Source organism: Rhizobium aureum (genome assembly GCF_030182495.1).
Lineage (GTDB): Bacteria > Pseudomonadota > Alphaproteobacteria > Rhizobiales > Rhizobiaceae > Rhizobium > Rhizobium tropici_C.
This window is the reverse complement of sequence record NZ_JAQJCI010000001.1, coordinates 427,977-441,003: the sequence shown is the minus strand read 5'-3', so window position 1 is coordinate 441,003 and position 13,027 is coordinate 427,977. Positions and strand designations below refer to the sequence as shown.

Annotated in this window: 10 protein-coding genes and 2 pseudogenes; 8 read left to right on the top strand and 4 right to left on the bottom strand. The window is 58.8% G+C overall.

Annotated elements, in window-relative coordinates:
• Nucleotides 1–169: 169 nt before the first annotated feature.
• Nucleotides 170–847, top strand: coding sequence for an isochorismatase family protein (locus tag PH552_RS02110; protein ID WP_112342086.1), 678 nt, complete (start codon nt 170–172; stop codon nt 845–847).
• A gap of 54 nt (nt 848–901) precedes the next feature.
• Nucleotides 902–1,531 carry a pyridoxamine 5'-phosphate oxidase family protein gene (locus tag PH552_RS02105; RefSeq protein ID WP_183764628.1) on the top strand — a complete coding sequence of 210 codons (630 nt, stop codon included), beginning with the start codon at nt 902–904 and terminating at the stop codon, nt 1,529–1,531.
• Nucleotides 1,532–1,541: 10 nt separating this feature from the next.
• Here the strand turns inward: PH552_RS02105 and PH552_RS02100 are convergent, their stop codons facing one another.
• On the bottom strand, nt 1,542–4,274 hold the full coding sequence (locus PH552_RS02100) for an ATP-binding protein (RefSeq protein WP_285165431.1): 2,733 nt from the start codon (nt 4,272–4,274) through the stop codon (nt 1,542–1,544).
• Nucleotides 4,275–4,563: 289 nt separating this feature from the next.
• Between PH552_RS02100 and PH552_RS02095 the strand changes: the two genes are divergently transcribed.
• Entirely contained in the window at nt 4,564–5,370 is an 807-nt protein-coding gene (locus PH552_RS02095) for a GNAT family protein (protein WP_183764666.1), read from the top strand.
• On the opposite strand, the gene PH552_RS02090 is transcribed toward PH552_RS02095, so the two are convergent.
• Together PH552_RS02090 and PH552_RS02085 are read right to left on the bottom strand one after the other, a co-directional pair.
• A complete protein-coding gene (locus PH552_RS02090) occupies nt 5,360–5,527 on the bottom strand; it encodes a hypothetical protein (RefSeq protein WP_181592334.1) in 168 nt (55 codons plus the stop codon). The two genes, PH552_RS02095 and PH552_RS02090, sit on opposite strands and share 11 nt — an antisense overlap.
• Nucleotides 5,524–7,491, bottom strand: a complete 1,968-nt coding sequence (locus PH552_RS02085; RefSeq protein ID WP_285165740.1) for an ATP-binding protein — start codon at nt 7,489–7,491, stop codon at nt 5,524–5,526. Before PH552_RS02085 ends, PH552_RS02090 begins: the two co-directional genes overlap by 4 nt.
• A gap of 165 nt (nt 7,492–7,656) precedes the next feature.
• On the opposite strand from PH552_RS02085, the gene PH552_RS02080 reads away from it, so the two are divergent.
• Nucleotides 7,657–7,974, top strand: coding sequence for a hypothetical protein (locus PH552_RS02080; RefSeq protein ID WP_285165739.1), 318 nt, complete (start codon nt 7,657–7,659; stop codon nt 7,972–7,974).
• Between the two features lie 93 nt (nt 7,975–8,067).
• On the opposite strand, the pseudogene PH552_RS02075 reads toward PH552_RS02080, so the two are convergent.
• Nucleotides 8,068–8,370, bottom strand: a pseudogene (locus PH552_RS02075) (winged helix-turn-helix domain-containing protein); the annotation flags it as partial.
• 304 nt (nt 8,371–8,674) lie between these two features.
• Between PH552_RS02075 and PH552_RS02070 the strand changes: the two are divergent.
• The 4 genes and pseudogenes from PH552_RS02070 to PH552_RS02055 all read left to right on the top strand — a co-directional run bounded on the left by PH552_RS02070 (nt 8,675) and on the right by PH552_RS02055 (nt 13,018).
• Nucleotides 8,675–9,106 (top strand): GlcG/HbpS family heme-binding protein, encoded by a 432-nt coding sequence (locus PH552_RS02070; protein ID WP_112342091.1) that lies wholly within the window; start codon nt 8,675–8,677, stop codon nt 9,104–9,106.
• 10 nt (nt 9,107–9,116) lie between these two features.
• Complete coding sequence (locus PH552_RS02065) at nt 9,117–10,172, top strand: NAD(P)-dependent alcohol dehydrogenase (RefSeq protein WP_112342092.1); 1,056 nt, start codon at nt 9,117–9,119, stop codon at nt 10,170–10,172.
• 49 nt (nt 10,173–10,221) lie between these two features.
• A pseudogene (locus PH552_RS02060) lies at nt 10,222–10,673 on the top strand (DJ-1/PfpI family protein); the annotation flags it as partial.
• Nucleotides 10,674–10,873: 200 nt separating this feature from the next.
• Nucleotides 10,874–13,018, top strand: a complete 2,145-nt coding sequence (locus tag PH552_RS02055) for a TonB-dependent receptor (protein WP_183764636.1) — start codon at nt 10,874–10,876, stop codon at nt 13,016–13,018.
• Nucleotides 13,019–13,027 lie beyond the last annotated feature (9 nt).

Here is a 13,027-nt window from a genome sequence, read left to right as displayed (position 1 = left end):
ACCGGCCCCCGCGGCATCCGCCGTCACGTCGTCGGCGCAGTTTCTGCCGTATTAGTCAGCCGCTTCCAGGCGCTCAACGATGATCCGCTCTTCCGGGATTTTTATCAGCATCGCGAGATCGCGCCCGAAACCTGACCCAGCAGCTCAATCCCAAAGAAGGATAATGATCATGTATAATAGCAAATCCAAGCCAAGCGTGCTTCCGACGGGTGGCGGCGCGGCCCTGATCGATCCCTCCGACACCCTGATCCTGCTGCTCGATCAGCAATTGGGACTTTTTCAGACAGTCAAGGACATATGCGTCTCCGACCTGCGCCGGAATGTAGAGGTGATCTCTAGGCTCGCCACGCTCCTGAGCATCCCTGTCATCACCACGGCGTCGGAACCTGCGGGCATCAATGGTCCGCTGATACCCGAAATTCACGAACTGGCTCCGCATGCGGTCTATGTGCCACGCAAGGGGGAAGTGAACGCATGGGACAATGACGATTTCGTCGCAACGGTCCGCGCGGCCGGCCGAAACACTCTCATCATGGCAGGCGTCTGGACCAGCGTCTGCGTGATGTTCCCGGCGCTCGACGCGCGCGCCGCTGGCTATGACGTCTATGCGGTGCTCGATGCGTCGGGTGATCCGAGCGAAATGGCATCGCGTATTTCCCTTGGCCGTTTCGTTCAAGGCGGTGTCAAGCCGACATCGACCAACGCATTGGTATCCGAGCTTCACCGGACCTGGGCGCGACCGGAAGCTGCCGAACTCGGCAAGCTCTATGGACTCGTCGCTCCCAACTATGCTGCTGTGGCCGAAAGCTTTGCACGTGCGCAGCAGGCCGCGAGAGGGGCAATCTAGCACCGTATGCTTCCGACGCCCTTCGAGCCGACAACACGATGAGGATTCACTGATATGACGTATGGTTTTATGGATATCGCAATCACTCCTTCAGTTCGCAGGGCGCAGGCGGAAATGGGAGCGGATCGTCTGTGGTCCGACTTCACGGGACACCGCGAATTCGACCGATTTTCCGTAAGGGAAACCGCATTCATCGCACAGCGCGACAGCTTCTACATGGCCACGGTTTCCGAGACGGGCTGGCCCTATGTCCAGCACCGCGGCGGGCCTAAAGGCTTTCTCAAAGTGCTTGACGACCGCACGCTTGCCTTCCTCGATTACCGTGGCAATCGCCAGTATATCAGCACCGGTAATCTCGCGGAAAATGACCGGACGTGCCTGTTCCTGATGGACTATCCCGCCCGCACGCGCCTGAAGATTTATGCCCGCACCGAAAAGCTGGCGCTCGAGGCGGATCCAGTGTTCACGGCGAGCATCACCGACGGTGATTACCGAGCCAAGGCCGAACGAATTTTCAAGCTCAAGCTTGAGGCGTTCGACTGGAATTGTCCGCAGCACATCGAGCCACGATATACGGAAGCCGAATTTCTCGCGGCCTCACAATATCTGATCGACAAGGTTACCCAGCTCGAGCAGGAAAATGCGTCGCTTCGCGAGCGAGTTGACGTGCGCACAAAAGATTGAGGCGCCAAGATCAGCGCACATCCATCGCGGCCATGGCAAGGCGGGTGCGTCTGGTCGCGGCGCCTGCCCCCATGGCAACGGCACTATCCAAGGACTTCTGGAAATAGCGCACTGCATGGTGTGGGCGGGCGTTTCCGGCCTCAATCATTCCCGCAACGCGCCAGAGATCAGGATGCCACCATCGTTCCTCACGTATCCCGATTTCGCCAAGTACGGCGCGCAGGCTGTTTTCGGCAAGTTGCATCTCGCCGGCGGCTATATAGGCCTCAGCCAACAGGCTGCGGTAGAATGGGACGCGAGCACGCCAGCTTCCCCGCAGCAATCCAGTAATGCTGTCCTGCATCAAGGTGAAACCTGCTTTGTCACCTCGAGCCGACTGGATGGCGCCGGCGAAAAACGTGGCTGTCCCCTCGTAAATGCCGACGCTCTCACGGCGGCTGACGTCGGCCAGCTGCAGCTGAAGCTGCGAAGCGGTTTCGAGATTGCCGTCCACGAAAGCAATCGGCAACCCCGCCAGAGAGATCGCATTGCCAAGGGAAATCATGTGGTCAAGATCGACAGCACGTTCGATCGCCAGACTGGCTAGATCGGAGGCGCGATCAGAATCACCCCGTAACCAGGACACGAGCGCCAGAGATAGGCGTATGCCGGCCGGCAAGTCGACCTGGAACCTGGATAGCCCATAACCTTCTTTCACGTGTCCCCAATCATTCATCAGCGCCTCCAGATGGGCTGATGCCGAATCCAGTTCACCTGCGTAGATCTGGATATGCGCCAACAGTCGCTTCCCGTCAGGCGCGGTCGCCCAGTCCAAACCCTTTGCCGCTGCAAAATCGTTCATGCTGCGTAGCGCCGTACGCGGCCGGCCAGAATAGGCCAGAAAGACGGCCTGTCCGCAGACCGCGCGTACCTGAAACTCGGCATCGCGCGACCCGTTCGCATGAAAAATGCTCTCGCGCCAAGCGTCGTCGGTTTGCGGGTGCATATGGCGCGCAAGTGTCATGGCCCAGGCCCGTGCGGTCGACAGCTTTGTTCGCCCCGACGATGCAAGCCCTACCAGGGCAGTGCTGTTCGAGCTTGCAAGATCGATGGCCTCCAGCATCTCTCTGAAAGCGGAAAGCTCTTGCCAAAGCGGCAATGCAGCGACCACCAGTTCGGCACCCAATGCGGCGTCGCCTGCAGGATCGAACGCCCAGCCGATCGCAGAACGCACGTCATCGATCTGCCTCCGATACTTCCCGAGCCATTCACGAGACGTCTGCGATGACCATTCCCGTTCAGCAAACTGCAGTTTGTCCCTTGTTCGAACGGCGAATTGGCGTCTTGCCTTCCCCCTATGGAGTGAACCTAACAGACGTCGCGCGGCATAGGTGCCAGTGCTTTCGGCAAGCCTATAGTACATAGTGGAACCATCATACTCCGCCGAAACAAGCGATTTGGCCACAAGCTGTGACAGTGCATCCCGCCCGGTCATAGGCTCGAGCGCGCCGGCAGAATACATGGCCTCCACGTCGTCAGTGCTAAACCGACCTGAAAACACCGAAAGCAGACCGAGCAATACAGCCTCGCGGTCAGGAAGAAGCCGATAGCTCCAGTCGAGGGTCGCCTCCAGAGATTGGTGGCGCAAGGGTGCATCCCTCGCTCCCCGATTCATGGTATCGAAGCCATCCTTGAAGAGGTCATCGAGCGCCGAGGGTGCAAGGGCACTGGCGGTGCCGGCGGCCAGTTCGATGGCTAGTGCCAACCCGTCCAGGCGTGTGCAGATCGAAACGACGCTTCGGACATAATCGTCGGAAGGCTCGAGGTTGCCTGAACCGCACGCCTTTGAAATGAACAGCTGGATCGCGGGAAACTGCAGCGCGTCGCCGGTGGAAAGCGCCGTCGTCTGGTCCGGATAAGCGAGTCCGGTGAGGAAATGGATCTGCTCGTGCCGCGTCCGTAGTGGCTCGCGGCTGGTTGCAATGATACGGGCAGCAGGAAGTTCCGCTGATATCCGCTCGACAACTGTTGCCGCCATCGCAATGACGTGCTCACAATTGTCTACAACTAGAATTAACTTGTTACTGCGAAGGACTTCGATCACACCTGCAATAGGATCGTCAAATCCGAGGGAGACACCGAAAGCGGACGCGATCGCCGGCACCACAAATCGCGGATCGCTGAGTGTAGAGAGGTCCGCAAAGGCAACGGCCTCGCCTGCCCCACCGGATTGCTGAGCAACCGCGACCGCAAGAGACGTTTTTCCGGCTCCGCCCGGCCCAACAATGGTGACATAACCCGGTTGATCCAGCTTCTCGGAGATTTGTCGGATCGCGTCTTCGCGGCCGAGAAGCTGCCGCGCTCGAGGAGCAGCGATATGGTGACTTGTGCTTGAAACGACTTGCCGTGCTGGCGCCGGGCGGTCGATTTCCAAGGCGGCGACGAACTTGTACCCCCGCCCTGTGATGGTTGTGATGTACTCCGTGACAGGATCGAGTTCAGCCAGCGAACGTCGGAGATTGCCGACATTGACCTTCAAGTTATGGTCGTGAACAATGTAGTCAGGCCACACATGCGCGAACAGATCGGCTTTGCTGACCACCTCGCCAGCCCGCGCTACGAGCAGCGTCAGTATATCGAAACCTCGCCCGCCGAGGGGAACAGGCTTCCCCTTGTGCAGGAGGGCTTGGGCCTCGGGCAGCAACCGGAAATCGCCGAACTGATAGGCGGTTTGCTTCGGCAAAGCACTGCCGTCATTCGTCACTACGACCTCACATACCCGTAAAAAGCTAGACTTTACACCGCACTAGCCTATTTGCAAGCCGTACGGAGAGATCGTCGCAAACTCGCGCAATGCGGGTCGCAACGAGATTTATGGCTTTCTCAAATCAGATATAAGAGAGACCTGCCGATGGCATAGGGTGCAATTGCTCGACACTTGCCATTTGACGATTGAGACCCATGTGCAGGAAATTGCAGCTGCTATTTCCCGTCCTGAAGCGAATGATCCCCTTATCCCGCCCCAGCGAGGTTTCTGGCTTAGGAGCACTCTCTTGAATCCTTGTTCTTCTGATCACCCCTGCCCTACGATGGAAGATGCCATTGAGGCCAAGGCGTTCATTGATCTGCATCAGGCCTCCCATGGGCGATTGCCGGATGAGGAACGATTCGAGTGCGTTTCCATCAATGGCGGATGCACGATCTCACTTCCACGCGCGCCTGCCATCGGCCTCAATCGCATCCTCGGTCTCACGGCGCCGGAAAACCTCGACGAAGCATACACTTGGATGCGCAAAAAGGAGGGGAATCGATTTTTGCAGGTCAACATCGACACTGCGTCCGACGAGTTGAGACATTGGATCCAGTCGAAAGGATTGGTCCCGCATGGTCCTGGGTGGGCAAAACTGGGGCGAAACGCACACGCTATGTCTCTTCCACCGGCAGGACCTGTAAAAACACGCAAAGTTTTGCGCGATGAAGCCGAGGCATTCGGCGCTATGATGTGCGCCGGGTTTGGTTTTCCCGAAAGCCTCACCGCGCTATGGGCCGCAATCGTTGGAAGAGACGGATGGTCGTGCTTCTTCGCGTTGGACGGAGAAACACCCGTTGGAACTGGAACAATGTTTGTTTCAGGATCTTTTGCCTGGCTCGGCGGGGGAACGACGGTTCCGAGCTTTCGAAACCGGGGTGCGCAGAAAGCCTTGATTCACGCTCGCTTACAAGAAGGCACGGTCCGTGGCGTGTCGACTTTCGTGGTCGAAACCGAGGTCCCCTCGCCTGAAAAGGCCAACATTTCGAACGCCAACCTGGCAAAAATGGGATTCGTGCATCTCTATAACCGCAGCAACTTCATTCTGTGACGATGTCTGGCGCGGGCAACGCACTCCAATTTGCAATCATTGAGGTCGGGATTATCTCCGTGGTGCCAGCTTTGCTCTTGATCGTGCGGCCGGTTTCGACGGTTTCGGTGGCGTCCGCGGCAGAAAGTTGAAGGTCTCCGGTGGTCGGATTGTTCATGTCGTTTGAGCATGAGTTGACGCGAGCGCATCATGCGCGGCGGCAATATCCGCGCTGCCGCTGCTGTCGCAGCGGTCGCAGATGTCCTTCAGCTCCGCCAGGGCCAATACAGGATCGCCGATCTCCTTCGCAAGCTTGACGCGGCTCGTTGCCGCGCGCAGAGCAAATCCGATTGCGCCACTCTCACGACCCAGGTCTATCGCATCTCGAAGGTGCCGCATCGCGCCGTTTGCATCTCCATCCCGCCAGCATACCAGACCCTGAAGGTGCAGTAATTCGGCGTCGCACCATCGGTCTCCGCGCTGCCGACTGTAGTTCACGCCCTCATCGATACTCTGGCGAGCAACCGTGACTTGATCGTGCGAAAGCGCCGCGTGAGCGAGCATCACGTACCGTAGGGGTAAATGGATGAGAAAATTGCACTCGCGAATGGCGGCTATTGCATCCCTCAACCGTTGAACCGCCTCCGCGTCTCCGCGTGCGGCATCAATCGCCGCCTGATGAAAGCGGGCGAATGGCGGCCAGGTGTCGATCTGGCGGGACTTCAGGCGCTCGGCCAGCAGCGATGCTCGTTCCTGCGCTAAATCAATTCGCCCGCACAGCAAGGCTATTGGCGTGGCCGCGACTGCAAGCGAATGCGCGCAAGACAAGTCGTGGTTCAAAGTCAGCGCGGCGTTCAATGCTTCCTCCGCAATCTCAAGTGCACGCCGATGCTGGCCGACCACCCAAGTGGACAACGAAAGATGATTTCGGAAATTGACGAACCTGTCGATCTGGAATCTCGAGGTCTGACCGCCATTGCCGAAAGTCGCATGCTCACGAGCCAGACGCTCGAGACCCGCATGCCCGGATCTGATGTTCCCTTGATAGAATTCGCACGTAAACAACTCCCGATCGGCATTGGGAGCCGCGGAATAATCGCCTACGGACGCCATGAAGCGGCGGAGATCGGCAATCGTCTCAAACGCCCTTTGATGAAAGCCCATGGCGGTCTGCACCATTGCCAGGCCCATCTTGGTTCGAAGACAGTGTTCCACGCTTCCGGCTTCCAAAGCGAGCTTGAAACCCCTCGTCCAAGTTACCTCGAGTTCATCACCGAAAGGATAGCGATAACAAAGATTCCAACCATGGGCCGCGACCAGCTTCATGCGGAGCAGAAGGTGATCACCGGGCAGGTCGTCCAGCACGGACAGCGCGCTTTCGACCCGTGACCCGCTTTCCACCATCGTCGAGAATTCTACCCAGAACGGCAAAGCGGCAACGGTTAGCCGCACCCCAAGTTCGGCCTGTCCTTCCGAGCGATAAGCCCAATCGATCATGCGACGGAGGTCCGCGCTCCAGCCGCCATAGAGCGCCATCCAGTCTTCGCGCGGCCGCCACGTCCATTCTTTTTCTGCTCTTTCGAACAACGCGAGAATGAAGCGGCCATATGCGATCATCGCGACCTGTTGCTCGCCCTGCGCAATCAGCCGTTCGTTGGCGAAAGCTCGTGTACTGTCGAGCAACCGGTATCGGCGACGCCTCCCCGTGTAGTTGACCGACACCATGGATTTGGCCGCGAGGGCTTCCAGCCACGCGGTGACATCCTGCTCATCCGCCAGATATCCGAAGGCGTCGATGGCATCATCGAGCGCAAAGGTGCCGCCAAAAAGCGAAAGATGACGGAGTAGCCGCGCCTCGCTCTCCGAAAGCAGCCGGTAACTCCAGCTGAGCGTCGCCGTCAGCGTCTTGTGTCGGGACATGCCATTTCCGCGTGATGCCAACGCTTCGAAGTCACGCTCAAGCATTTGCAGCAGCCCTGCGGGACCGCTTTCCTTGAGTTGCGGAGCCGCCAGTTCGATCGCCAGCGCAATACCGTCGAGACGCCGGCTCAAACTCGCGAGCGCCGGGACATCCGCGTCCTTCAGTCGATAGCCATGCGCCTCTGCACGCCGAACCAGCAATTCGATCGCCGAAAAGGCCATTGCCGACCCGGCATCCAGAAACGCGTCCTCGGGCGGACACAGAGGGGGAAGCCGATGGACCGTCTCGAACCTGCATCGTAATGGCTCGCGGCTTGTCGCGATGATATTCAGCCTGTGCAATGCGTGGTTCAGATGATCGGTTATGCCGGCTACGGTCGCTAAGACGTGCTCGCAATTATCGAGGACCAGAAGCTGGTTCTGGTCGCGCAACGCGTCAACGAGACCTTCCCGCGCATCGATCGGCTGGCTTTCGATGCCGAGCGCGCGGCTGATGGCCAGGACGACAAGCTGTCCATTCTCGATCGCAGCCAGGTCAACGAAGCACACGGCTTGCGCCTCGGTGTCACCGATGTTTCTTGCGGCTGCGATAGCGATGCTGGTCTTGCCGACGCCGGCAGGGCCGACGATCGTCAGCAGCCGGGTTTGGCGCAGCGCCTCGACAATTCCCGCCAGCGCATCGGCGCGTCCGACCAGCGGCTTTGACGGCGGAAGCGCCCCGTCAATCTCCTTGATCGACGCGGGAAGCGTTGCCTCCCGTGGACCCAGCACCGTCAGCGGCGCAATGAAGCGATACCCCCGGCCCGGGACGGTCGCTATGCAGGGAACATCAATGCCGTTGGCCTGCAGCGCGCGGCGCAGAGCAGCAATGTTGACCTTGAGGTTGCTTTCCTCGACGAAAAGGTTGGGCCACGCCGCGTTAAGGAGTTCGTTCTTGTTGACGACCTGGCCTGGCCGGCGCACAAGCGCGTGAAGCAAATCCATGGCGCGCGATCCGAGGCGGATCGGAATATCGCCGCAAAGCAGCGATTGCCGAGCGGGCGTGAAACGGCAGTTGCCGAAGCAATAGGTCGTGGCATCGATCGCATCAGCCCCTTCCACTATCCCCCCTTCGCGGCGGCAATTGCGAGGGCGCAATGCGTCGCAGATGCGCGCTCTGACGACGACAGGCCGCCGAATGAATTTCGGGCTATTCCGAGCCTAATAGCCTTATACCAGCAAATTCACCTTTTTTAACCGACCATGTCGGTGCCGCGATGATATCAAGGTGGCGGGCCGATCAGGTGAAGGAAATCCCGCGGGGTTTGCGCAGGTCCGACTTTATTCAGCAGGTTTGAGCTTCCGGTGGTCATTGTTGGCCATGATTGTTTGTGCCTGGATCCGGATTAATCGAGGAACATAGGGCATGCCCCGCACGCTCAGCACACTGACATTATCGGACGCCAAGCAGATGCTTGAGGCGGGTGAGGCAAAGGCGGCCAACCTTGGCATTCCCTACAACATCGCCGTGGTCGATGCAGGTGGCGCGCTGATCGCATTCGCGCGTCAGGACGGCGCGCTCGAAGGGAGCATCGATCTTGCCATCGGTAAGGCGAAGACGGCACGAATGTTCAACAAGACGACTGAATTTCTCGCTGAACTGGCACAGCCCGGAGGGCCGCTGTTCGGGATAGAGCAGAGCAATGGCGGTCATGTCGTGATTTTCGGCGGCGGTTTGCCCGTCACGATCGACGACCAGATCGTCGGTGCCGTCGGGACCAGCGCCGGTTCGATCGAGCAGGACATCGCGGTCGCCGAAGCGGCGGTCGCTGCGATCACTACGAATCCAACATCGTGAAGGACCAGTGATGAAAGCTGCGCGCATTCTAGAATACAAGAGGCCCCTCGTCCTCGGGGACATCAAGGTTCCGGACATTCAGCCCGACGAGATTCTCGTGAAGGTCGCCGCCTGCGGCATGTGCCGTTCGGACGTGCTGCTGATCGATGGCTTTTTTCAGGGCTATGGCGATATTCCGCCCCCCGTTATTCCTGGCCATGAGATTACCGGCACGGTCGATAAGATCGGCGGCGTCGTGGCCAAGGCCGCAGGGCTTGAGGAAGGCGACCATGTGGTTGTGTCCCCCGGCTGGGGCGATGGCGTCTGCAAGCATTGCCAAGTCGGCAACACGCACATCTGCCCGAATGTCCGCTGGCCAGGCTTTGGTCCTTATGGCGGCTTTGCCGAGTATATCCCCGTACCGGCGCGTTATGCGATCAAGGTCGCCAAGCATCTCAAGTTCGAGCAGCTTGCACCACTGACGGACGCCGGGCTAACTCCGTACCGCGGGCTTAAGAAGATCCGCGATGCCGGCGGGCTCGGACCCGACCGGGTGATCGGCGTATTCGGCATCGGTGGCCTTGGCGCTTATGCCGTCCAATATGCCAAGCTGCTGGGCGCAGGCGGCCCTGTCGTCGCCGTCGCGAGGAACGAGGAGAAACTCCAGGTCGCGAAGAAATATGGCGCCGACCACATCATCGCGCTCGAAGGCAAGTCCTCCGACGATGTGGGAAAGGAGCTTAAGAAGGCGACCGGCCAGGACAAGTTCGACGCGATCATCGACTGCGCGGGTGCTACGGAAATGATGCAGCTCGCCTTCTCACGTCTCGCGATCGGCGGGCATTATGTCGATGTCGGCTTCATCGGCGACCGGATCAACATTCCGTTGTTCCCACGCGTCCACGGGGAGCAGACTTTTCACGGCTCTTTCTGGGGAAACAATGCTGATCTCATCGAGGTCATGGCACTCGCGGCAGAGGGCAAGATCCAGCACACGATCAAGATGATCTCCTTCAACGATATCAACGAATATATCGATCTCATGCGGGACAATAAGATCGTCGGTCGGGCGGTCGTCACATTCTGACAGCATGGATCGCGACAATAAAGTCGAGCCACATGTTTGGGAGATGATCATGACCCAGCATGTCCTGTTCATCGTTACCAACGCAGCTAATCGATCCCCAAAGTCGCAAGACCGGCTTCTTCTTTGCAGAGATCGCCCATCCTTTCGACGTGCTGGATGACGCCGGCTTCGCGATTGAACTCGCCTCGCCCGCCGACCGATGGCCCCTACGGCGCGTTTGACGATAACGACCCTGCCAAGAAGGCGTTCTTCGAGAGCAAGGCCTTTCGCCGGTTCAATCGTAGCCGCAAACTCTCCGAGGTGGATGCCGGCGACTACGATGCCATTCTAGTGCCCGGCGGCCTCGGACCTACGGTCGACATCCAGCGCAATGCGGAGGTCCAGCAGGCGATCGTGCGGGCCTGGACGACCGGAAAGCTCGTGACCACCGTTTGCCACGGCCCCTTTGCTCTGCTTGGCGTCGATCTCGGTGACGGCACGCCGTTCGTGCGCGGAGCGCGATGCTTTGCGGCTCGTTTTCGCGAAACTGTGTCCGATTCCAGGAGACAGATGTAGACGCATCGATCATCAAGGGAACGCCCGTTCAAGCACACATATGTGGCTTTATAAATCTTGACATTTTTTATCATGTTACTTAGCGGTAGTTGTGCCGATGGCCGCAGTTCGTGGGATCAGGCGCCGACTGATTAGGGGATTTTTACATGAAGTTTATGTTAGGCTGCACAGTCGCTATGAGCGCTGTGGCAAGCGGTGCCGCATATGGGCAGGATGCCACGCAATTGGCGCCAATAGTGATTACCGGGACAAAAAACGCCACGTCCACGATCGGAACTCTGCCGGAAGAGTATGCAGGCGGTCAGGTCGCGAAGGGGGCACGATTGGGGGCGCTGGGAAACCGGGATTTCATGGAAACCCCCTTTAACGTGACTGGCTATACATCCGAGTTAATCGAAGACAAGGGTGCCCAGACCGTGGGCGAGTTAATGGACAACGATCCGTCTGTCAGAAACACGCACTCCTCTGGCGGCCTGTTGGATTCGTTCTACATCCGGGGCTTTCCGGTCGGCGAAGGCAACGCCGGCGAAATCGCATTTGACGGGATTTACGGTATCGCTCCCACCTACCGTGTTTTCACCGACTATGCCGAGCGGGTCGAGGTGCTGAAGGGTCCGACAGCTTTCCTGTACGGCATTTCTCCCAACAGCGCTGTCGGCGGCACGATCAATATCGTTCCGAAGCGAGCGCTCGATAAGGATTTGACGCGGCTGACGACAGACTACGCTTCCGATTTTCAGGGCGGTACCCATGTCGACGTGTCGCGCCGGTTCGGCGATGAACGGCAATTCGGTATTCGTTTGAACGGCAGCGTCCATGGGGGTGACACGCCGATCGATGATCAGACACGGGACTTTTACATCGGAGCCTTGGCTCTCGATTATCAGGGGGAAAATCTCCGAGCCACGCTCGACGTGATCGGACAGCGCGAAACTCTCGACGCACCTCAGCGTCCCTTCCTTCAAACGACAGGACTGGTCGTGCCCGACGCACCCGACGGATCGCTCAATGTCCAGGAACCGTGGGAGTGGTCGAAGAGTGCGGACCGCTCGGTCCTGGGCAGGGTCGAATATGACCTGACCGACGATATCACCTGGTTTGGCGCTTTAGGCGGCGGCAATTCTCACGTGCATCGCCTTTTTGGCCTGCCCACCATCCTGAACTCGGCGGGCGACGTCAGCATCACGCCACAGAATGCGATTTTCGACGTCGACAGACTGACGGCAGAAACGGGTATTCGCACCAAGTTCGACACAGGGCCGATCTCCCACACGATGACCCTGCAAGCGAGCTATCTCCACCAGAGCCTTAATCGTGCGATCGTTTCAGGCACTGCTCAGCTGAGCAATATGTACGACCCTGTGCGTCGCATAGAACAATTCGTAGCCGATCCACGTTCCGTGCCGAAGGTTTCGGAGGCCAGACTGTCCGGCATCGGCCTTTCGGATACGTTGTCGATGCTGGACGAGCGTGTACAGCTCACGCTTGGTGGCCGCTTCCAGCAGATCGACTCGAAGAATTTCAATGCAGTAACAGGTGCCGTGTCGTCGTCCTCGGATGAAGACGCCGTCACGCCGCTCGTTGGCCTTGTTGTCCGCCCCTGGGAAAAGGTTTCCTTCTATGCCAATTACGCTCAGGGCCTGAGCATAGGCGATACGGCTCCCACCACGGCCATCAATGCGGGCGAAACGCTCGCTCCATACAAGACGACCCAATACGAGATCGGCACCAAGATCGACTTCGGACAGATCGCCATGACCGTAAGCGCATTCCAGATCGAGAAGCCCTTCGGCCAGTTGGAACCAGGCGGCGGCGGCCAGGTCTTCACCGCTGGTGGGGAACAGCGCAACCGCGGCGTTGAATTCAACGTCTTTGGCGAGGTGACGGATGATCTGCGCTTGCTTGGCGGTCTGGTGCTGATGGATGGCGAACTGACGAATACGTCGAGCGCTTCGACCCGTGACAAGCGCCCGGTCGGCGTACCCAAGATCCAGGCCAATATCGGAGCCGAATGGGACGCGTCTTTCCTGGAAGGCCTGACGCTGACGGCCAATGTCATTCAAACCGGCGAACAATATATCAACACGACGAACACGCTGAAGATCCCTTCCTGGACGCGGCTTGACCTCGGCGCGCGCTACAAGACGGAAATCGAAACGAGGCCCGTCACATTCCGGGCCTCCGTCGAAAACGTGTTCGATAAGGACTACTGGTCCGGTGTCGCAAGCTTCAGCACGATCGCCCAGGGTGCGCCACGCACCTTCAAGGTATCGATGACCACGGACTTCTGAGGCGGCCGA